This window comes from Bradyrhizobium sp. AUGA SZCCT0158, assembly GCF_018130065.1.
Taxonomy (GTDB): Bacteria; Pseudomonadota; Alphaproteobacteria; order Rhizobiales; family Xanthobacteraceae; genus Bradyrhizobium.
Genome location: NZ_JAFCME010000021.1, coordinates 44,283 through 66,057, shown reverse-complemented (window position 1 = coordinate 66,057; position 21,775 = coordinate 44,283). Strand labels below are relative to the sequence as shown.

At 60.0% G+C, this 21,775-nt stretch carries 20 protein-coding genes; all 20 read right to left on the bottom strand.

Going from position 1 to position 21,775, the window contains the following annotated elements; translation table 11 throughout:
- Position 1: 1 nt before the first annotated feature.
- The 20 genes from JQ574_RS26225 to hisF all read right to left on the bottom strand — a co-directional run bounded on the left by JQ574_RS26225 (position 2) and on the right by hisF (position 21,568).
- On the bottom strand, positions 2–1,522 hold the full coding sequence (locus tag JQ574_RS26225) for a hypothetical protein (protein ID WP_212384035.1): 1,521 nt from the start codon (positions 1,520–1,522) through the stop codon (positions 2–4).
- A complete protein-coding gene (locus JQ574_RS26220; RefSeq protein ID WP_212384034.1) occupies positions 1,515–2,969 on the bottom strand; it encodes a hypothetical protein in 1,455 nt (484 codons plus the stop codon). Before JQ574_RS26220 ends, JQ574_RS26225 begins: the two co-directional genes overlap by 8 nt.
- Positions 2,969–4,105 carry a hypothetical protein gene (locus tag JQ574_RS26215; RefSeq protein WP_212384033.1) on the bottom strand — a complete coding sequence of 379 codons (1,137 nt, stop codon included), beginning with the start codon at positions 4,103–4,105 and terminating at the stop codon, positions 2,969–2,971. Before JQ574_RS26215 ends, JQ574_RS26220 begins: the two co-directional genes overlap by 1 nt.
- Positions 4,102–5,127: a phosphotransferase gene (locus JQ574_RS26210; protein ID WP_212384032.1), complete on the bottom strand. Its 1,026-nt coding sequence runs from the start codon at positions 5,125–5,127 to the stop codon at positions 4,102–4,104. The genes JQ574_RS26215 and JQ574_RS26210 overlap by 4 nt, the downstream gene beginning before the upstream one ends.
- Entirely contained in the window at positions 5,105–6,193 is a 1,089-nt protein-coding gene (locus JQ574_RS26205; protein WP_249119598.1) for an N-acetylneuraminate synthase family protein, read from the bottom strand. The genes JQ574_RS26210 and JQ574_RS26205 overlap by 23 nt, the downstream gene beginning before the upstream one ends.
- 54 nt (positions 6,194–6,247) lie before the next feature.
- Complete coding sequence (locus JQ574_RS26200; protein WP_212384031.1) at positions 6,248–6,949, bottom strand: cytidylyltransferase domain-containing protein; 702 nt, start codon at positions 6,947–6,949, stop codon at positions 6,248–6,250.
- A 67-nt stretch (positions 6,950–7,016) separates the two neighbouring features.
- Positions 7,017–8,873 carry an ABC transporter ATP-binding protein gene (locus JQ574_RS26195; RefSeq protein ID WP_212384030.1) on the bottom strand — a complete coding sequence of 619 codons (1,857 nt, stop codon included), beginning with the start codon at positions 8,871–8,873 and terminating at the stop codon, positions 7,017–7,019.
- Between the two features lie 43 nt (positions 8,874–8,916).
- On the bottom strand, positions 8,917–10,236 hold the full coding sequence (locus tag JQ574_RS26190; RefSeq protein WP_212384029.1) for an N-acetyl sugar amidotransferase: 1,320 nt from the start codon (positions 10,234–10,236) through the stop codon (positions 8,917–8,919).
- Between the two features lie 51 nt (positions 10,237–10,287).
- Positions 10,288–11,100: an SDR family oxidoreductase gene (locus JQ574_RS26185; protein WP_212384028.1), complete on the bottom strand. Its 813-nt coding sequence runs from the start codon at positions 11,098–11,100 to the stop codon at positions 10,288–10,290.
- The gene (locus JQ574_RS26180) at positions 11,093–12,004 is read right to left on the bottom strand and encodes a Gfo/Idh/MocA family oxidoreductase (RefSeq protein ID WP_212384027.1); all 912 of its coding nucleotides are present in this window, start codon (positions 12,002–12,004) and stop codon (positions 11,093–11,095) included. The genes JQ574_RS26185 and JQ574_RS26180 overlap by 8 nt, the downstream gene beginning before the upstream one ends.
- The gene (locus tag JQ574_RS26175; protein WP_249119597.1) at positions 12,001–12,822 is read right to left on the bottom strand and encodes an SDR family NAD(P)-dependent oxidoreductase; all 822 of its coding nucleotides are present in this window, start codon (positions 12,820–12,822) and stop codon (positions 12,001–12,003) included. Before JQ574_RS26175 ends, JQ574_RS26180 begins: the two co-directional genes overlap by 4 nt.
- Positions 12,791–13,495, bottom strand: coding sequence for a cytidylyltransferase domain-containing protein (locus JQ574_RS26170; protein ID WP_212384026.1), 705 nt, complete (start codon positions 13,493–13,495; stop codon positions 12,791–12,793). Before JQ574_RS26170 ends, JQ574_RS26175 begins: the two co-directional genes overlap by 32 nt.
- Positions 13,488–14,549: a nucleotidyltransferase family protein gene (locus tag JQ574_RS26165; protein ID WP_212384025.1), complete on the bottom strand. Its 1,062-nt coding sequence runs from the start codon at positions 14,547–14,549 to the stop codon at positions 13,488–13,490. Before JQ574_RS26165 ends, JQ574_RS26170 begins: the two co-directional genes overlap by 8 nt.
- Positions 14,550–14,574: 25 nt before the next feature.
- Entirely contained in the window at positions 14,575–15,681 is a 1,107-nt protein-coding gene (neuB, locus tag JQ574_RS26160; protein WP_212384024.1) for an N-acetylneuraminate synthase, read from the bottom strand.
- On the bottom strand, positions 15,678–16,904 hold the full coding sequence (gene neuC / locus JQ574_RS26155; RefSeq protein ID WP_212384023.1) for a UDP-N-acetylglucosamine 2-epimerase: 1,227 nt from the start codon (positions 16,902–16,904) through the stop codon (positions 15,678–15,680). Before neuC ends, neuB begins: the two co-directional genes overlap by 4 nt.
- Positions 16,897–18,102 (bottom strand): LegC family aminotransferase, encoded by a 1,206-nt coding sequence (locus JQ574_RS26150; protein ID WP_212384022.1) that lies wholly within the window; start codon positions 18,100–18,102, stop codon positions 16,897–16,899. The genes neuC and JQ574_RS26150 overlap by 8 nt, the downstream gene beginning before the upstream one ends.
- Positions 18,099–19,094, bottom strand: coding sequence for an NAD-dependent 4,6-dehydratase LegB (locus JQ574_RS26145; RefSeq protein ID WP_212384021.1), 996 nt, complete (start codon positions 19,092–19,094; stop codon positions 18,099–18,101). Before JQ574_RS26145 ends, JQ574_RS26150 begins: the two co-directional genes overlap by 4 nt.
- 11 nt (positions 19,095–19,105) lie before the next feature.
- Positions 19,106–20,149 carry a Gfo/Idh/MocA family protein gene (locus JQ574_RS26140; RefSeq protein WP_212384020.1) on the bottom strand — a complete coding sequence of 348 codons (1,044 nt, stop codon included), beginning with the start codon at positions 20,147–20,149 and terminating at the stop codon, positions 19,106–19,108.
- 19 nt (positions 20,150–20,168) lie between these two features.
- Positions 20,169–20,807: an imidazole glycerol phosphate synthase subunit HisH gene (hisH, locus tag JQ574_RS26135; protein WP_212384019.1), complete on the bottom strand. Its 639-nt coding sequence runs from the start codon at positions 20,805–20,807 to the stop codon at positions 20,169–20,171.
- Entirely contained in the window at positions 20,807–21,568 is a 762-nt protein-coding gene (gene hisF / locus JQ574_RS26130) for an imidazole glycerol phosphate synthase subunit HisF (RefSeq protein WP_212384018.1), read from the bottom strand. The genes hisH and hisF overlap by 1 nt, the downstream gene beginning before the upstream one ends.
- Between the last annotated feature and the right edge of the window lie 207 nt (positions 21,569–21,775).

The following is a 21,775-nucleotide window of genomic DNA, read 5'->3' as shown; positions in this document are numbered from 1 at the left end:
CTTATTGGCTGGTCCGTGGCACGTGATCAAGGCGGCACAGACCATCGATAAGCCCGGCGATTCGTCGTGTGGATTTGCCATCGAGATTGCCCCAGCGTTTCGATGAAACCGCGATTTCAGTCTTCAGACCTGACGCCAGGGTCGGGTTCGACAGAAGGTCCGAAAACGTTTTGCGAAGCTGGTCGAAGGAGTCGATATGAACGACGCCGCTGACGTTCTTGTAGTCGGCATAGTCATAATGAAAGACATCATAGTTAAGCGTCGGAACGGCACAACCGATCGCCCAGCGGATCGTCGCCGACCCGAATGCGAGATAGATGTCGCCGAGCGCGACGAGTCGGGCGGTATCGATCATGGTCGTACGAATGCCGTGTGCCGCCATCACGTCGGCCATTTGCGTGAAGTTCGGATGGGGCCGCATCAGAATTTCGTAGCGTGCCTTGAGCGGCTGCAGTGCATCGGCGAGTTGTTTGGTGAAATCGGTAATGTCGTCGAATTCAAATCCAGCGGGGCATGACGTGGATTGATCCGGGCACCCGCCGATCACGAGCAGCGGCTTCGCATCCACAATTCCCAGTTCAGATCGCAGCGCCGAAAGTTCGGCTTCCTTGTTCAGCTTATATTTTGCGAGATAGTCATCGTAGATCGCGCCCAATACGTGCATTTTCGAACGTGGAAGGCCGGAGCCAAGATAGTAATCCAGCATCGCGTCATTTTCGACGGCGATCGCGTTCGCGAATCCGGAGTTCATCATCCATGGATTGGGCGGGCTCGTCGAAGTCAGCTGGTGCCCGAGGATATAGGGAGCAGGCAAGCGAACTAGCGCCAAATTGTCCTGCGTCATCTTCCACCGGGGAAACATCCATCCGACAGCACGGTTTGCCCAATGTGAGTAGTGATAGCTTGGATTGTGCTGCAAGCTGAGAAAAGCTTCCTGCTGGTTCGCGATTGTGTAGGGCACGATCACCGAGGGGATATTGCAGCGATGACCTGCTTTGATGACAAGAGGCGTAATTAATCCGACAACGTCCTCCGGGAGGACGATCGCATCTGGTTTTAGATTGGCGACGCTCTGTCGTATTTTTCGCTCATCCCCCAGGTAGAGCAACACTATTCTGACCGCCACCCGGATTAGGCGCAATACTTCGTTGGGGTAAGAACTGCGTAATGCCTCACGGCCCCGCCTAATTGAAGGGTGAGCGTCCAGTATTGTTTTTATGACAGAGGTTTTTCTCAAGCGCTGCCGCAGCGTTTCTCGTTCTATTTGTGGTTTTCTCTCGCTTACTCTTGCTGGAACGAAACGCACGAATTCATACCGTGAGATTATGCCTTTTCGTTGCAATTCCACGACTTCGGAAAAAATTTGCTGCTCTTCTTCGTTCGGATTATTCTGGCCGAAATAGAGTAGCAGCGATGTCCACCCGATCTCGTGAAGCGCAACAGCGCAACGCCGCATTTCGACGTAATCGGACGGCCGCTGCGCAACCATCAAAACGGATCGCGGGGGAAGCGACTCAGGCATGACCGATGATGTCCTCGACCTTGGGACCGTCGATTGTGTAGACGCGCGTCATGGCACGCGCAACTAGAGCTCTTTGCTCGACATAGCCAGTTGAATTTCGCCACATTGAGATGAGCGACAGAAGGGCCTCGGCGCTCGAAACCTCGGGAATAATGTCGGCAAGCTCGGGCATTTCGAAGGTAGCGCAAAAACCTTCAGCGGCCGCGCCCCCGCGCAAGCCGACCACAGGAATACCAAGGCCGATGGCTTCGAGCAGCATCAATGAGGTGTAGCCGATCACGCAGTCCGCCTTGAGCATTTCGTCGAATGCCTCACTGTCGTCGGCCGCGATGCTGCAGCTTTCCGGATATTTGTCGGCCAATACCAAATACTCAGAGCGTTGTGTCCGCTCAAGCGGATGGATCTTGATGCGCAAGCGAAAGGTGTCCGAGCCGGAATTTTTCTGGCGCTCAAGTATCCCATTCAAGAACTGGATCGCCGCCGCTTGCACATAGGGTTGAGTGGGAAAGACGAGTCGAAGAGGAGAATCGGCCGCTGCGCTCGTCTGTCGAGTTGCCAGATGCCGGTACTTGTCGAGGATAGGGCTTGGCGCCTCGATTATCTCATCACCGCACCAATATCCCGCGCGACGCAGCTGGTCCCCCCACAACGGTCCGAACACGACCATCCGGTCGGGGAGGGGTAACTTGAGCGGAAGTGCGCGATGCACTGCCGACCAGGAATAATGGGGCTCTTTGGCGCTGAACATGCCGTGCTGAACTTCGGTGACTGGCAGTCCTAGCGACTTCGCCGCGGCGATTTCAGGAATCTTCGCGCTGGCATCGAGAACAACGATTGACCTTACCTTCCAACGCTTCAGGAGCAGCCGGATCAGGCCAAATTGAATTCTGAAGCGCGCCAGCTGGTTTGAAACGGTCAGGGCTACGACTTGCCGCGGGAGCTCCGGGATTAAGGCGGCTATCGCGCCGCTCAGGCCTTCGGCGAGGCGTCGGATGGCGGGAGCGCGGGACACAACCGAAGCGCCGGCCGCAGTCACTGCGCCAATTCCATAATTGTCAAACAGGCCGGGCCCGGCCGACCGATCGCGGGTCGTTCCCCAGTCGTAACGGTAGTGCAGAATACGCCGCCCCGGTTTGAGGTGATCTATCTCTCCCAGGTGGGGGTGCAGAGTGATTCCGGGAATGGGAGTCACCTCGCGCGGTTCATAAAACAACGCCAGGTCAGCCTCGATCGGAACGGCAAGACCGCGAACGATCTGAGATATTCCCAGTCGGAGTCGTCTAATACTGTCGGCGGGCGACGGTTGCGAATTGACCTCAAAGCAGAGCAGCCAAATCCGTTCCTTGACGATGGGCCATGCAAGCCATCCATCGAACGCCTCTCGAAGCAGAACCGGGTGACGGTCGAGTTCGAGAAATCGTTGGTTGATTTCCGCATGACCAAGCATCAGGTCCGGCCCGGCGCGTCCTGTCCGGGGTACTTCAATATCGCATCGAGCACGCGCATCGGCGCCGCGGCAGGGTCGGCGAGCTTGCGGGCCTGCTGCCAAGAGAGCGCTTTCTCTTGCGGTGTAGCGGCGCGCGCAAGGGTGTCAGCAAGGTCGGCTTCCTGGCGTACCGCCATTACCAGGCCGGCCTTCAAATATGGAAACTCGGCGAGGCGCACCATGCGGTGAAAATAATCGACGATACCGGGATCGAAGAATAGCGCAACCGGCGAGATCAATGGCTTATCTGAAAAATAGTTGAGGTAGGCGACGTCGTAGGTGCAGTTCGAAAATGCGCTACAGACAACATCGCAAGCCAGCAGAGAATGCTCCACGTCTCCGTAGTCGCCGAGAACGCAACGCACGCCCGAGCCGGCGAGGCGCTGGTGCGACCAGGTTACATCCTCGGCGTGCTCGCGCGGATGCGGGCGATAGATGATGACGCAAGGACCTGCTTGCGAAGCCACCGCGTCCGCCCACGCACTCAGCGTTCTGCGGTAACCGTCTATCGAATGCAGCGCCTGGCCGAAGAAACCCATCACCACGGTGCCAGGCTCGATTGCGAGTCGATCTCGCACCGTCTGCCGGATCGATGGAATGTTCATTGAACTATAAGCTGAATGCCGCGGCGAACCGATCGCAACCGCGGGAATATTGTGGCGCTCAGCGCTGAGACGAACACCTTCTGCATCAAGCGCGAAGTACAGATCGGCCTTTTGGCCGAACAGAAGATTAGCCTCGCCCCAGAAGTCCTGCATGACAAATCGCGGGCCTTGAAAAGCCGCCGTAACCGCTTCGTCAATGCCTCCATCGAATGGCGTCGAAAGACCGCAAAGGACCGAGTCCGGCATTGTTCGTTCGAGGATGGCGTCCGCTTCCCGCATCAGCGCGGCGCCCTCCGGGCAGTCGCGGGAAGCGCTTGGCGGCAGATCGACCTCATGGGTAGCTATGCCCGCGTTACGAAAATACCGTGTTGCCGGCATTTGGGTGGCGATTTCGATTGCGATATCCCGGCGACTCGTTGCCGCCTTTGCAATTTCGATCAGGTGAAGGGATGCCGCAGCATCGCGAGCCGTAATCAGCAGGCGGAAGGTCACAATGCGGCATCCCTGAATATGGCACGTATGGTTTGCGCGCGCTCGCGTGCCTGGCGTTCAAGTCGAGAGAATTTTCGCCACTCTGCGTCGGATATCGAAGTGCCTTTGCTTGCCGCGAGCGCCAAAACGCAGAGCGAGCGCAATGCCAATGCACGAAAAACGTCGACCGGATCGATTTCGATTTGCTGCGGCCCGTTGTCGATGCCGGCTTCGTAGCTTTGCAGCATGGCGCGGCCAAGGTCCACGGCAGCCTCGTCATCAACGCGTACGAGTATGAACCGCTCGACCATCAGCGCAAGTTCAAACCGTACGGGCAGGACAGAATGAAACACATCCTCGAAGTCCAGCAACAGGGGCTGCCCCTCGACGAACAGCGTGTTGCCCGGATTAAGGTCGCCATGAAGAGGCTGCACGTGCAAGCCCGGACCTGTGAAGTCGACGGCCTGGTCTGACGCAAGGATTCGCAGAAAGTCGGGTTCCGGGCCAACCGTGAGTCGTCCGGTCGCGCAGTCGGCCCGTATCGATGTCAACTCGGCAAGACGCGTTTGGGTATGCGCGTGCCATTGCTCTTTGGCGGGGTGGCGAGCGAGTGCGGTGTGGAATGCGGCCACGCTCTTCCCCAACGCCACGCAGTCGCCAAGGGTGGCATTGAGCCGCCGTCCCTCGAGATAGGGCATCGCCACCACAACACCTCCATCGGCGAGCGGTTTTGGAAATCCGGCAAGGGCAGCAGCTGCGTGAATGCCCTGACCGGCCAGCCAGTGCCCAATGGCCTCAGCGCGGATAGCTGCCGCGCGACGCTCCGGCGGGATTTGCTTCAGGAAAACCGGCGGGTGGGCCGCCGAGTCAATCCGGAACATCTTTTGCGGCACGCCGTCGAAGTTCAATACCGAAACGCTACCCTTCAGGCCGGTTGCCTCGAGCAGACGGACGCTTTCGGCCGGCTCGGCCAAACACCATTGTGGCAGCCCCGGCTCCAGGTCCTTCCACGCGGGTTCCCTAGCTAGGTCGTTGCTGGACATTGTGCCACTGCACCGGTGTCCCCGCCGCAACGGGCGAGGTTATCGTCCAGCCCGCGACGAGATCCCAGTATTCAACTGGAATGCCTTTGCACGGAAATGCAAAGCGCACGGTATCAAAAGAGACGACGCTTCCTGGCTTGAGATCATGCTTTGCGACGACGCACTGGCGCTGCGAAGTGCCGATCACGCCGTCGATCTTCGCTTTCGGATCGCGAGCGGGTTTCCCCATCGCCTGCCAGGATTCGTAAACCGACCGCAGAATGCGCGGCAAGTCATCCAGCGCTGCCGAGTGAGAAATGTCCTGATCGAGTTCATCGGCCGCGACGTGGACGCCTTTCTCCAAAACCGTTGCGCCGAGTGCGATCGACAGATAGAGCGCTTCAAGGCCGACGTGATGATCGGACAAGCCAACCGGCACGCCGAACGTGCTCAGATAGGTCTGCAGGATGCGTAGATTGTGTGCCTTCGGCAAGGCGGGGTGACCGTCAGGGCTGTGCTGAATAACGATATCCTCGCAACCTGCCGCGCGCGCGGTCGATACCGCCCGATGTACCTCTCCAATGGTTGAGCGGCCGGTGTCGATGACCAGCGGCAGCCCCTTCGCGGCCGCATGGCGTATCAATGGAATGTGGACGAGATTGGAGGATGGGATCTTCAGTGCCGCCGCGCCATGTGCTGCCGCGAAATCGGTTGCTACGAAGTCGTATATCGAAACGACCAGCGGCACGTTGGCGTCCGTTGCAAGTTTGAACAGGCGTGCATATGCCTCCAGCGGTACGACCTTCCGCTCGATCAGCGTGCGGTAATTTTCCTGCCGGGTGCGACCGTCCTTGGCTGCGTAGGTCTCTGTCGTGTCGCCCGGCAGGCAGATTTCCGGATCGTTCAGGATCTCGGTCTTTAGCGCCAAAGGCTGCTCGGGCACCTGCAATTGGGCAGCAAGAATGCGCTTGATCATCCCTGCGGCAAGATCCACGTCGCCGTTGAAATAGCTTCCGATCTCCGCGAAAAAAAGCGGCGGGGCGTCGGGCGCCAAGGGGTGCCGGCCGATAGAGAAGCGTCGCGTCATGGCGTCAGTCTCCAGATAATTTTTGGGGGCTTCGGATCATGCCGAAGCGATTTGTTATCTCGATGGTTCGGGCGGTGGGCCGGCGATAAACTCTGCGAACTGAAGGTCGAACTCGTCGTCGATATCGATGCTTTCGCGACGGGTCATTCTGTATCCCTTGCAGGGCCGTCGAAATAGCTGGTTACTTTCCAGAAAATCGGCGACGTGCGTCACATAGATGGCCCCATTCTGCCGATATACCGGCGTCATGTCCTGCCGGCGGGCTTCCATATCGCGGTCGTTGGTAAACGGTTCGATCAATCCGCCGTCCAATCTGACCGCCTTGCCCGGGTGATGATCGACATCACAAATGCTGATCACGGAGGCCGCCGCGCCGTTCACGAACAACTCAAGCGCACCATCAACATGACTTGCCCGTCGAAACGGCGAAGTCGGCTGGAGCAAGACCAGAATTTTCGGATCGTGGCCGTCATGGCGGATCGTGTGCAGGGCGTGTCGTAGCACTGAATCGTTCTGCGCAATGTCGGTCGCCAACTCCGCCGGCCTCCTGATGAGGCTTGCGCCGTGCTGCAACGTGGCTGCTGCGATCTCGTCGTCCTCGGTCGAAACGTATGTCGCATCGACGCGGGCGGATTCGAGTCCCGCGCGGATAGCGTGGGCGACGAGCGACATGCCGCCGACGACGCGGAGATTCTTTCGGGACAGACCTTTTGATCCTCCGCGCGCCGGTATGATGGCTACGATCTCTATCGGCATTCGTTTGCCTGTATTCGACTAGGAGCGTCGGGATCTGGGTGAACGACCAGACCGTTGACGTGCCCGGTCATGATGCCCGAGCATTCAATTCTGCCTGGCGATTCAGATTCGCCAGTTCGACCAATCTGCGGAATGGCGCGCAGCGGACATTCAGCTCGTCGAACGTACCGGAATCGATGACGGTTCCCTTGTCGAGCATGATGATGCGATCGCAGTCACGCAGCGTGCTCAGCCTGTGCGCAATGATGACGACTGCGCGGTTCCTGCGAATCCGCATCAAATTATCGCTGAAGGCGCGCTCCGTTGTATTATCTAGGGAAGATGTCGCCTCGTCAAAGACCATGAATTCGGGATCGTCGTAGAGAACGCGGGCAATCCCGACGCGCTGACGCTGGCCGCCAGACAGACGCGCGCCGTCCTCGCCGAGTCGGTGCTTGAGCCCATCCGGGAGACTTTCAACGAATTCCCGCAACTCTACCATTTCAAGGGCCCGCCAAACGCGCTTTTCGTCAATGTCCGCGGGATCGACCGCGAAGGCAATATTGTTGGCGATGGTGTCATCGACCAGGAAGACCCCCTGTGGCACGAAACCAATGTGCATTTGCCAGGCGCGGATCGTTGCCTGGTTATCAATGACAGTGCCGTCAATACGGATCTGACCGTCGGCCGGGGGTAGCAGTCCCATCAAAAGGCTGGCGAGGGTGCTTTTTCCGGATCCGGATGCGCCGGTGATGCCGACGATTTCACCTCTGCGAATTGTAAACGACAGGTCATGAACGGCCCGCGCCTCGGATTCGGGATAAGAGTATCCCACGCGGTCGAACTCAATCTGCTTTTGGAACGGAATTGGCTGCGGTTCGATGGTGGACCTGAAAATGTGAGGTTCGAGTTCGTCCAGTTCCTTTGCAATGATTTCAACCGAGTTGCGGCTGAGGTTCATGGCCTGCAAAGCCGAAAGGATGCGATTGAGCACCGGCGTCAGCCGGAAAAGCGTCGCGGTCAGCAACGCCAGGACGGCAATGCCGGTATTCTGGTGTCCGCTGAAGAACAGGATGTAAGTAACAATACCGAGGATCGCGACGATAACCGCGGCTTCGGTTCCGAGCGGCGAAATTGACGACAGGAAATTAAAGTGAGCCTGCCGCGAGAAATTCCTCCGCTCAACCTCGATGTAGCGGTCCAGGAAGAAATTTTCCTTGGCGTTCAGCTTCGTCTCTTTCATGATGCCGATTGACTGGCGCAAAATGGCCTGGCGTTTTTCAAAAATGCTGTTGAGCTCTTGCCCGGTTTTTTCGAAGGGGCGGCGCATGGAAAGGTAAAGAGCCCACGAGGCGAGACCGACCACGATCAGGCTTACCAACGTCTCCGGAGGTAATACGAACACCAGGACGGCGCAAAGCCCGATCAGCATGACGCCATTGACGGTGATATTTATCAATGCGGTCATGAATTGATCGAAAACAGCGGCGGTCAGCGACAGATTGCGGATGATCTCCGAACTCGTTTTGCTGAGATGCACGCTGTAGTCCGAGAACAGATAGGTATGCATCAGGCGCCGCGACAACTGTGCCTTCCACTTGGCGATGGTGTGCAGCTGAAGCCACGTGAAAAAAAGCATGTACACGTTCTTGCCGACCATCAGAATGCCGATCAGTATGATGATCAGGATCGGCAGTTCGTTGCCGACGCCAAAGCGCGTGACCAGGTCGGCAAGGATCGGGACTTTGTTGAGGCTTGCCGGATCGACGATGATGATGAGCAGCGGAAAGATCAAGCCTACGCCGGTCATCTCGATCAACGCGGCAATCAGGCTCAAGATAATAAAGCCGGCAAACTGCCATCGCCTCCGCAATATTTCCCCGAGAAGAAAGTGGCGGGCAATCGCCGAGATATTGATGACAGCGAGCGGTTTCAACGGTTGCATAAGATGATGTTACCTGGAGAGAGGCGGTTATCCGGAACGTCGGTCAGACGTTGCCGTCGAAGACGGTCTTGCGCAATTTCCACTGATTGCCTTCGAACTTCCAGATATGCGGAGAGCGGAACTGGTCTGTCAGCCGGTCGAAATATTGGCGGTCTATGATCGGCTGCTCGAACATCTTCGACGCAACCGGGAACTGTGCCGGAGGGATCGACAGGAAGTCGAAATTGTCCTTCTCGAATCGCTCCGAATATTCCCCGTCGAACCGGCGCACGAGTTGAACGCCTTCGACGCGGTCGAGTTCCCCGTTGCGGATTTCCTGCGAAGAATCGTAGGTCGCTCGTCCGATGCCGAATTTTACGAAGGTCGTGAAATAATGCAGATCGTCGATCTTGTCGTCGATCGAGCTGTATTTGCTGTAGGTGCCGGCGGTACGCTCCGGCGCCGCCTGGAAGCCGCCATGCTCGACGGCGTAATAGTAACATTCCTGCGGATGCCACGGCATGTAGTATCCGAGATACTGCACGTTAAGCGCGGCCGCCTTGATCGATCCGGGATCGGGCGGCAAGTAAGGAAGTAAATCGTGATCGGTAAGACCGAATTTCGACTTGAGCTCTGCGACCGCGGTGCCCGCGAGAAAGATGTTCGATTTGTCGGCGCTCGAGAAGAACTCCAGGTCTTTGGTAGCCTTGGAATCCCCGGCGGCGGCGTTGCCATACTCGGTCGGGTTTTCGCCGTAGAAGACCAGGGGGATGCCAAGTTGGGCCGCGATCTTCGGCGGAAAGTACATCTGTCCCATGATGAACGGCTGGAATGGATGGAACATTTGTTCGAGCGCGAGGCGGGTGAGCAGGCGATGGACCCGGCCATTGGGCGTGAATAGGTAGTTGTCGAAGCCTGCATGCATCCAGGCCTGGAAATTCTTCCATCCCCAGTCGGTGTAGATATGGGGCGCCCAGGTCACGGTCAGCGGGTTCATGCCGTATTCGTGCTTGAGCTTGTGGGCAGCATAGAAGCTGTCCTTGCCGCCCGATCCGGGAACGACGCAATCGTAGCTGCCGTCATGCTTGCGATAGCGGTCGCAGAGCGCCCGCAATTCGAGGTCGCGCGCAGCCCAGTCGACGTTCTTCTTTTTTTCGGCGACCTCGCATGCCGAGCAGATGCCCTTGGCGTTGAAAGCGACGGTCGGCTTCTTGGAGCCGCGCGTGTGCTTGTACTCCTTGTCGGAGTTCGGCTTCTGGTTGCTGTAGGTGCAGCTGCTGCAGAACTGGATATCTGCCGGAAGGCCGTAAAATTGCTCGGGCTCGGCCGCGTCGGGTGCATACAATTTGAGGTCAACGGGCTGCGGGGCTCGGATGATCGTCATGCTGTGATCCTTGGAAACTTCAACGATTGTTTTTCTGAGTATGACCGGCGCTTACCAGCAGCTCATGCCGCCGTCGACGATAACGTTCTGCCCTGTGACGTAGCTCGATGCGTCGGAGGCCAGAAATATCAAGGCGCCGTGCAATTCATTGTCGCGGCCCATGCGGCCGAGCGGAACCCGATTCGAGTAGCGCTGACGGAACACGTCATTCTGGCCGCTCTCGATGCCGCCGGGCGTCAGCACATTCACTCTTATGTTGTGTGAGGCCCAGTATGTCGCAAGATATTTCGCCAGCCCGATAACCGCAGCCTTCGATGCGCTGTAGACGGCCGGCGTATTGATGGCGACGCCCATGTATTGCGAGCCTTCGTAGATGCGCTGGTCGGGGGCGACAACGCCGTAGATCGACGCGGTTTGTATCATGCTGCCGCCGCTGCCCTGCGCGAGCATCTGCTTGCCGACGGCTTGCGCGACCAGGAACATGCCGTCGATATTGACGCTCATGATCTCACGCCAGACATCGGCGCTGTAGGTCTCGAAAGGTTCGAAGAAAGCCAGCAAGTCGCGCGATTTGGTGGCGGCGTTGTTGTGCAGGATATCGATCCTGCCAAAGCGCTTGACGACGGCTTCGACCATCGACTTGACGCTGTGCGGATCCGAAACGTCGCAGACCACCGGGAATATGTCGGTGCCGTCGGCGGCATTGAGGGTTTCGGCGGCTTCCCGCGCGCTCGCTTCGCTGACATCGACCAGTGCCACGCGCGCCCCATGCGCCGCCAGCACCTGACAGAAGCCGCGGCCGAGGATGCCGGCGCCGCCGGTGACGACGGCAACCTTTCCGGCCAGATCGAATAGTTCAGACATTGGCCAGCTTTACGGTTTCGCCGGGCGCCAAATTCTTGGCGGACCGGATCAGGTTCATGGTGTCGACGATCTGTCCCGGAGGGATCGGCGGATTGCGCGTTTCGACCATCTTGACGAAATGGCCGAGCGTGCGCGCGAACGCGGAAAAATTATCGTGAAGATCGACATGGGCGTGCCCCTTGTCGCAGAAGACGCTGAGATGGAGCGTTTTTCCCACATTGCCCAGGCAATTGAGCGTCATCGCGGTGCCGTCAGCCAATACCAGCGAGAAGGCCTCAAAGCGCGCGTTTAGCCGGGTCACGGACACCGGCTTCGGAAACCCGAGACCGGCGACGGCGTCGAGCATGTGGATGCCGTACTTCTCGATGCCGTTGAGCACGGTCGCTGCAACCAGCCGGGGCGTGCCCACAGCCGACATCTTGCCACGAAGTTCATCGAGTTCCGCCGCGTAGCGCAGACCCGAAGTCGACATCAGCGTGCCGTTTTCGAGATAGGGCCGAAAGCGCGCGAGTTCATCAGCATCCAGCGTCAGCGGCTTGTCCACGAACACCGGAACGCCGCGCTCCAGAAACGGCATCGCCAGTGCGGCGTGCTGTTCCCAGTCGTCACGACCGATGATGACGGCGTCAACGGCGCCCAGCATTGCCTCGGGCCGGTCGACCGCATGGTCGATCCTGCAAGCGGCGCATAGCTTGGCCGTGACGTCGGGGTCTTGCGTCCAGGCGTGGGTCACGCGGGTATTGCGAAAGCCGAAGGCGGTGTCCGGTTGGCGCTCGAGATAGCTCAGGATCACCGGCCAGCCTGCCACCTCGAACGCGGCGCGGTCGTAGCCATTGATAATCGCCGAGAAGGAAAATGGATGACCATTGCCTTCGCTGATACCGAGCATGCCAATCCTGGTCACCAGACTGCCCAGCCTCCGTCCACGCAGATATTCTGGCCGGTGATGTAGGAACCGGCGTCGCTGCACAACAGCGCCGCAGCTCCCTTGATGTCCGGCGGGCTACCGATCCGGTTGGTCGGGTTCTTGCCCTTGAGACGTTCGATAAAATCCGGATTTTCCTTTTGCGTGCTCTCGAACGGGAATGGTCCGGGGCTGATGCAGTTGGCCCGGATCCCCTGTGGGGCAAGGAAGCTCGACAGATATTTCGTCAACTGAATGACGCCGGCCTTCGCCGCGCCGTAGCTCGGCGGGTTGGCAAACCGCTCGCTGTCATACATGCGGTAATCGGGCGCGACGTGGCCGTACATCGAGGCAATCGAAACGATGTTGCCTTTTTTCCTGGCGAGCAGCGGCACCGCCGCCTTGACGGTCCGGAACACGCCATTGAGGCAGACTTCGATATCGAGATTCCAGTCCTCGTCGGAAATCGATTCAAAGGTGTTCTTGCGCCCGGACCAGCCCGAGTTCACCAGGATATCCAGTTCCCCGCCCGTGATCTTGCTGGTATCCTCGAGCAGTTGCCGGATCGAGGCAGGGTTGGTGATATCGACGGATAACGCCTCATGTTGTCCCGGCGCGCGTCGCGCGATGCGGGCGACGAATTCGCGGCATTTGTCGATGCTGCGGCTCGCCACGATGACGCGCGCGCCAAGCTCGGCGAGCGTGTGGGAAATCTCGCCGCCGAGCAGGCCGGCCCCGCCGACGACCAGCGCGGTTCGGCCCTTCAGCGACATTAATTGCGCGAGACTAGGTGCGGTTTCGGGATTCGAGTAGGGCATTGGCAATCACGAAGTCCTTGTGTTCGTCGATGTCGATAACGTCGTCGCGTGAAACGAGTTCGGCGCCCATGCGGCCAAACAGGATGCTGGGGCCGTCCGCCGGCAACCGGTCCGGACGAAAAGCATATACCGCGCCGTTGAGCTGGTAGGCGGGCGTCAATTGCTGTCGCGGCTTCCAGGGAACCGCACCGTCGATGAACGGACGCGGCTGGCCCGCTTCGATGCGCCAGACCCGTTCCGGATTGATTTCGGCATCGTGGAATGTCGCGATCGAATCCAGATCCTCGGTTACGAGCCGTTGCAGGCAGCGCGAGACCAGCTCAGTGCTGCGCAGCGGCGAGGTGGCTTCCAGCAGCACCATGACGGCGGCAGGCCGGCCATCGGAGACGAGCTTCCTGTGCAGATGCCGGATCGTATCGATGACGAGTGCGGTATCGGTCGCGAGCTCCGGCGGCCGTTCATGGATCTCGGCGCCGAGTTCGCGGCCCGCCGCGGCAATGCGGGCATCGTCGGTGGATACGAAGACCCTGTCGATCTCGGTGACCGAACGCGCGGTTTCGATTGGCCAGGCGATCAGCGGCCGTCCGCCGAGCGGATGCAAATTCTTATAGGGGACGGATTTGCTGCCGCCGCGCGCGGGCACCACGGCGACGATATGATGACCGTTAATCAAGCTTGTCGTCTCCCGCGAATACCTTCTGCGCCCACATCAGGTCGTCCTTATGCCCGATGTCGATCCACTCTTCGCTGACCAGGAAGCTGTTGGTCGGGTGTTCCTTGCTGATGAGCGCCTCGAACAGTTGCGGCATGTCGAAGAACTGGCCGCGCGGCAAATGCTCGAGCGTGTGAGGCGCAATGACATAAACGCCTGCATTGATCAGGTGCCGGAACGTGGGCTTTTCGTCGAGCGAGGCGATGCGTCCATTGTCCATGCTGACGCAGCCATAGGGCACCGTGTAGTGATGCTCGCGGACGGCCATGGTGGCTGCCACGCCCTCCTCGGTGAAATAGTCGAGCATCCGGCCGAAATCGGCCTTGGTGATGATGTCGCCGTTCATGACGACGATGGGATGTTTCTGCGGCGGCAGCAGGAAAAGCGACCCGGCGGTGCCGAGCGGTTCGGTCTCGCGAATATATTCGATCTCAATGTTAAGCCGCGAGCCGTCGCCGAAATGTTCCTCGATCATGTGTCCGAGGTAGTTCACGGAAATATAGAAGCGATGGAATCCGTGATCGATGAGCTGTTCGATCTGGCGCTCGATGACCGGCTTCTTGCCGACCTCGAGCAGCGGCTTCGGCTTGTTTGCGGTCAGCGGCATCAGCCGCGAACCGCGGCCGCCGGCCATCAGCACCACGGCCGAATCGCGCTGGCGGACGTCGTCCATGTGGCCGAGCAGCACCAAGCCTACCAAGTGGCCGTCACGGTCCACCCGTGGCATGTGCCTAATGACCGATGCCCGCATCCTGGCACGCAGGATCTCTTCGCTTTCGTCCGGCCGCGCAACCTTCGGCGTTTTGTTCATGATCGAACCGACCGGGCCGTCGAGATCGTCGCCATTGGAAACAGCCCTCCGGATGTCGCCGTCGGTAAGCGTCCCAAGCAGCCTTCGATCGTCCCCGCACACCAGCAAGATCTTGATTTCGGCTGATTGGATCGCGCGCGCCGCGGACCGGATGTTCAGCGACGGCGCGATCACCAGCGAGTTCAGCGTCGTTTCGCTAATCACAGGCGGACTCCGGACTTCATTGTTTTCATTTATTCAGCTCATTGGCGGCGATCTGATCGTCGACGGCATAGTCGCGTTGTGCGTTTCTTCCGAGCAAATCCCATAGCGTCAGTGGCGACAGCCCGTTGCCGGGACGCTTGACCGTTACGTCGTCGATTGAAAATTTCGTACCTGCCGCAATGGGCCGGGCGGCAATGACTGAGCCGCGGGCGGGCAGGCGGTTCTTGAGTTCAACTTCATCCGGCTCCTTGATGCCGGATCCGAGGGCCGCCGAGACATCGCGAACTTCGCGGATCATGCGCGCGAGTTCATCGGGCTCCAGCGAGGCCAGATGATCGGGGCCCGGAAGACGTCGCGACAGAGTGAAGTGCTTCTCGATTACCTTGGCGCCGGCCGCGACGGAAGCCACGGGCAAATGCCAGCCCAGGCTGTGGTCGGAGAAACCGACCGTCAGTCCGGTGGCCTTCGCCAGGGTCTCCATGGCGCGAAGGTTGATGGCCGAAGGCGGCGCCGGATATTGCGTCGTGCACTGCAACAGCCAGACACGCGCCTTGAGCGAGGCTGCCCAGTCGGGTTTCTTCCTGAATTCGGCCAATGCCGTGCGCGTCGGAGGAACACTGGAGGGATGGGCGTCGCTCCACGCGAGCAGGCTGAGGCTTTCCTCGATCTCGTCCAGTGAGCACATTCCGCTCGACACGATGAGGGGCAAGCCGCTCCGCGCGGCGCGCAGCATCAAAGGGCCGTTGATGACCTCGCCGGAGGGAATCTTCAGGCGCTTGACGCGCAGGGTCTGCACCAGGAAATCGAGGCTTTCGATATCGAACGGCGACGACATGAACTCTATGCCCCGCTCGTCGGATAAGGTCCGTAGCGCGATCTGGGCGTCGATACCGAGCTCGAGCGCCTTGAGCATGTCGTATTGCGAATCTCCCGACCTGGTGTTGGCTACCTGGTAGTCGGCCTTCTTTGCACTCTTCAGCACCAGTTTGTCGGCCGAAAAGGTCTGGAACTTGACAGCGTCGGCGCCGGCCTCGAGCGCGGCGTGAACGAGTTCACGCGCGAGCGTTTCGGAGCCGTTGTGGTTGACGCCGGCTTCCGCAATGATGAATACGCCGTCCGACCCGTCGCTCATGATCGTGTCCCTGATACCGAATTGGACCTTGCAGCGACATCACCGGCAAAGCGCATATCGACAAAAGGCTTCGCCGCGCGCATTTCGGTTAAGTCGGTGTCCAGCAGCAAATTGGCGATTGTCTTGCCGATCCCAAGATCGCGGCCGCCGTAAGGATTCTGGCGCTTGGAGGCGAGCGCGCGGAACGACGGTTCGAGGGCGCGGGCGATTGCTCCGCGGATTTGGTCCGCCCCGGCGGCGCAATCAATCACCGATGCGGCGCGGGGCCGTCCCTCTTGTCTTGCACCGATGTTGACCGTCGGAATTCCAGCCGTCGGAGCTTCGATGATTCCGCTCGACGAATTGCCGACAACGACATCGCTATGGGCCAGCGCGTTGAAATAGTGCCGCTGGCCCAGCGATTCACAAATGTAGAGTCGCTTGCCGAACTTCTCCGCAGCCGCCCGCAATGCCGCCATCGCCAGCTGTCCGCCGGGGTCGGCGTTGCTTCCGGTCGCGATGATGCTGGCATCGGGAAATGTGGAAATGGCGTCTACGATGGCTCCCATCGCGGCCGCGGGATCCTCGTCGGCCGCGGTCGCTGGATGATAAGTCAGCAGGATTGCAGGGCTTCCAAGCTTGATGCCGATATGCCGCTCGAAACTGTCGCGATCATCGGCAGAAATACGCTGAAAGGTCTCCAGGCCGGGCGCGCCGACATTGTGCACCCACGCCGGGTCCTCGCCGAGCTGCATAACCCGCTGCCGGTGGTCCTCGGTGCTGGTCAGGTGCAACCTTGCAAGTTTCGTGATCGCGTGCCGGTTGCCGTCATCGAACGCGCCAATCGTAACCTCGCCACCGTGAATATGCGCCACCGGTATCCGGCCGAGATAGGCGGCCTGCACCGAAGCGAGGATTTCAAACCGGTCGCCAAGCACCAGCACGATATCCGGTTTCAACCGTCGCAATGCCCGGGCCATTCCCGCCATGACGAGGCCCGCGGCCTCGGCGCTCGCCAGCCCGTCGGCGTCGTCCAGCGGCATGTCGACTTCGGCGTCGATGCCGAAGCCGTCGCCCTTGATGGCGTCGACGGTGTGGCCGAACGCCGGCGACAAGTGCGTGCCGGTCGCGATGACCTGAAGATGCGCGCGCGGATCGTCCTTCAGGCTCTGCATGGTCCAGCGCAGCAGGCCGTAGTCAGCCCGCGTGCTCGTCACCACGGCGATGCGGCGCGCATCAGGCATCCTGCGGCGCCCCGGCGAGCTTCGGGCTGCTTGGAAGGTTGATGATGCGGGCGGCAAGCGATTCAGTCGTCGAGAGATCGTCGCGCGGCGCCTCGGCATACATCGGCATCAGATGCATCGGCGTCCAGCAGGGCCGGCACAGGAAGCCGGCTTCATGCAGATGGCCGAGCGTTCTGTCGAGCAAGACGGCGTCCGCTTCCGGCAGCATGACGGCATTGAGCCAGAAATTGCTGCTGGAGCCGGCGGGCTCATCGATGAAACTCCAGTGCTTTGCGTTGGCAAAGCCGTCGCGATAACGGCTCGCCAGCAGACGCTTGCGTTTCAGCATGTCCGGCAGACGTGCCATCTGGCCCAGTCCGAGCGCCGCGTTGATATTGGGCAGCCGGTAATTGAACGCGATCTCGTCGTGAACGAAATTCCAGCGGTGCGGAAGCTTTGCGGTGGTGGTGATATGTTTCAGCCGCGCGGCGAGTTCGCGGTCATTGGTGACGATGGCGCCGCCGCCGCCGGTGGTTACGATCTTGTTGCCGTTGAAGCTGAGCGTCGCGGCGATGCCGCCGCCGCCCGATGGTCCATGCCGGTCGCGGCTGCCCAGCGATTCCGTGGCGTCCTCGACCACGAGCAGCTTCCACGCTTCGGCAAGCTTGCGGATCGCGTCCATTTCGCCGATATGGCCGAAAATATGAACCGGCATGATCGCCGAGATGCGGCGGCCGGTTTGCTTGTTGAAGGTGCCGTCCGGCGTTCGGCTGGCAACGCGCGAGAGATACCGGTCGAGCTTGGCGACATCGATCCCGAGGTCGGTTGGCGTGCAATCGACGAAATGCGGCATCGCGCCGGAATGTGAGATAGCGTTGGCGGTTGCGATGAATGTCAGCGCCGGACAAAGCACTTCCTGTCCGGCGCCAATTCCGAGCACATGAAGCAGCACGTGAATCGCGGCCGTTCCACTGACGACCGCGATGGCATCGGTGGTCCCGCATGCCTTGGCAAGTTCCGCCTCGAACTGCCCGACCTGGCGTCCGGCGTAGGAAACAAACCCCTCATCGAGAATCTGCATGACGAAGCGCCGCTCCACTTCCGTCAATTCCGGCTCGTGCAGTGCGAACGGCGCGGCCCCGGTGTGAAGCACCGACCGCAGCACATCGGTGAGCTCGGTCGCGGGGTCGTTGCGCAAGACGGAATGGGGGGTGGTCATAGCGTGTAGCTCCCGACTCGATAGCGCGCCAGATTTGCCGGGTCGCTGAACCAGGCTGCCGTCTTTGCCAGCCCCTTCTTGAAACCATCGCGGCCGCCGAATTCCGGCGACCAGTCGAGCAGCCGTTTGGCCTTGGCATTGCTTGCATGCAGCCGTTCGACCTCGCTGGCGGCGGGTCGCTGGCGCTCCTCGCGCTCCACCACCTCGACCTCGACGCCCATGGTCTCGGCTATCAGCGAAACCGTATCGCCGACCGAAATCTCGAACCCGCTGCCGAAATTGATGACTTCGCCGATCGATTTCTCGGATTGAAGGGACGCCATCATGCCGCGCGCGGTGTCGCTGACGAAATTGAAGTCGCGGGTCGGTCGCAATGCGCCGAGTTCGATGCGACGCTGCCCGGCCGCGATCTGTGTAATGATGGTCGGGATCACGGCGCGGGTCGACTGCCGCGGACCATAAGTGTTGAACGGGCGCGCAATCGTCACCGGCGTGCCGAAGGCGCGGAAATATGACATGGCAATCTGATCGGCGCCGATCTTGGTCGCGGAGTAGGGGGATTGTCCAACCAGCGGATGTTCCTCGGTGATCGGTACGAACTGCGCGGATCCGTATACTTCGCTGGTCGAAACCTGCACGACCTTCGCCACGCCAAGATCCCGCGCCGCCTGCACGACGTTGAGCGCGCCGGTGACGTTGGTGGTCACGTAGCTTTCGGGCGCAACGTAGGAAAACGGGATCGCGATCAGGGCGGCAAGATTCAGCACGCCTTCGCATCCCGTCATGGCGTTGCGAACGAAATGCGGGTCGCGGATGTCGCCGGAAACGATCTTCAGTTCCTTCAGGATTTTGGGATCGATGGAGTCCAGCCAGCCGCGCGTGTCGAATGAATTGTAAAGCGCCATCGCGGTCACGGTGTGATTTTCCCGCACCAGCAATTCGGTCAGGTGCGATCCGATGAAGCCATCCGCGCCGGTAACCAGGATTTTCACGTGGATTCTCCTTACGCCCAGCTGAACATGCTTGCTGCGGCGGCTTCGTTTTCGGCGAGTGTCACGGGCCGGTTGCCGTTGTCAGCGGATGCGTGGCAGGCCGCCAGAGCGGCAACGATACGACGTCCGCTCTGCCCATCCGGGTAATTCCGGCCTTCGATCAACGCAGCAATCACGCCGCGTGTCGGCTCGACATTGTCCGCCTGCGGAAAGCGACGGGTTTCGCGCTCCCACGGCATGCCATATCGAGTCGACGGCATGGCGCGATGTTCCGGCAGGCGGCTGGTGATGATCGCTTCACCCTCGAGCTCATCGACGAACATGTGGCCGTATTCGCCGGCATAGGTCACGGTCATGCCGTGACCATGATCGGGGCCGATGGAGAATGTGAGGCGCTGGCCGCTCTCGCCGAGAAAGCGAACCTCGCCGGCCTGGTCAAAGAAGTTCGGTCCGCGCGGATTTGGCAGCTTCCCGCCGGAAAACCACGCCGATGCGCTGACCGGCCAAGTTCCGGTCAGATAGTGAAACGCTTCGATATAGTGGGAGCCGTTCATCGCGAGGCCGAAGTTGCCCGCGATGACGTTCATGCTGCCGAGCCGGCCGAGCTTGCCGCTGTCCAGCACTTCCTTGACGATCTGGTACGCCGGCATGAAGCGCATCTGATGATTGATCGCGAGCCTTGCGCCGGCCTTGGCGCAGGTCGCGATCATCTCGTCGCATTGCGCTAACGAGGATGCCATCGGCTTTTCACAAAGGATCGCCTTTGCGCCGGCCTTCGCCGCACCGCAGGTGAGCAGGTGGTGCGTGTCCGCGGTGGTGGCGATCATCACCGTGCCGTCCAGACCGCTTGCGAACAAGTCCTCGGCATTGGTGAACCGCCGATTGTCGGCGACGCCGAACTGATCCCCAATATCCCTGACCGATTCCGCGCGCACGTCACAGACGGCGTCGAGTGACAGTCCGAGCTTTTGTGCCGCCAATGCGTGCGCGCGTCCCATGCGCCCGGCGCCGATCAACGTCACTTTCGCGGATTGTAGCGGTGTTTCAGATGACATGGATATTTCGTTCTGTCCGTTAGGCTTTGGCGATGAAGCGGCTGAGTATTTTCAATCCAACCGGACCGCTCTTCTCGGGATGGAATTGGACGCCCGTCAGATTGTCCTTGCGTACGGCGGCGCATACCCGGCGGCCATTGTATTCGCAGTGGGCGAGATCGTTTTCCGCGTGATCAGCCTGCGCCGCAAACGAGTGCACGAAGTAGCAGGCTTCGCCCGGCTGGACATCTTCGAAAATGCTGCCGGCCCAATCGCCGGAGGCGGGGTGCAGGCCGTTCCAGCCGATATGGGGAATCTTGTGCGGCGTGCCGTCCGAGCCGGTGTTCGGGATCGCCTTGACGGTTCCAGAAATGAGGCCCAACCCGGCATGCTGGCCGAATTCTTCGCTCTCATTCATCAGCATCTGCATTCCGACGCAAATTCCGAGCACGGGACGTCCCGACGCGATGACCTGCAAAACGGGTTCCGCAAGGCCGTGGGCCTTGAGCGCGGCCACGCAACTGCCGAAGGCACCGACCCCGGGTAAAATCATGATCGAGGCCTGCGCCACCTGTTCCGGCGTGGTCGCCAGAATGGGCGTCGCCCCGCAGCGCGTGACCGCCCGCGCGACGCTGCGCAGATTTCCGACGCCGTAATCCACGATAATGACGGTTCGCATCAGAGGTGCCTGATTGCGATGTTGGCAGAAGCCGCGGCAGTCCGGATGTCCGACAGCGGCATGCGGTTGTAGTGCAGGATGTCGGCCATCGCGACCGCATCGGCGTGGCCGGAATGCACTGCGTCCACCAGATGTTCGACGCTGCCCATGCCACCGCTGGCAATCACCGGCACCGAAACAGCGTCGGAGATCTGGCGGATGAGTGCCACGTCAAATCCCTTTCGCGTGCCTTCGCGGTCGACCGAAGTCAGGAATATCTCTCCGGCGCCAAGCGCGACGCCGCGCTTTGCCCATTCGACGGCATCCAGTCCGGTCTTCTCGCGGCCATTGTCGGTATAGGCTTCCCACTTGCCGGGTGTGGTTTGCTTGGCTTCGATTGACAAGACCATGCATTGCGAACCGAAGGTGGTCGCGATGTCCGAGATCAGTTCCGGCCGTTTGATAGCGGCGGTATTGATCGCGACTTTGTCGGCGCCACAGCGCATCATGTTTTCGACGTCGGCCAGCGAGCGGATTCCGCCGCCTACTGTGATCGGAATGAAGACTTCTTCCGAGGTGCTGGAAACGATGTCGCCAAGACTGTTTCGTTCGTAAAGGCTGGCGACAATGTCCATGTAAACGATCTCGTCGATGCCGGCTTCGTAGTATTTTTTCGCGAACGCCGCCGGGTCACCGATCTTGCGGAGGCCCTCGAGATTGACACCCTTGATGAGATTGGGCGCCTTGATGTCCATGCGCGCGATCAGTCGGACGTTGTTCATGTGCTTCCGGGCGAGGGGATCGAGGATGGCAGCGCGGCGAAATCCAGCCAGAGCAGGCGGCGTCTCGGATCGGTTCTAATAAGCTACCGCAGTCCGGGTGACTTGAGTGTCACCCTGACCAGTGCGCTTATTTCCGAATTGGCCACCCCGAAGGGGAAACCGCTTTTTTTCAATTATTCTGATGTGAGACGACATCTGGATGTCGCC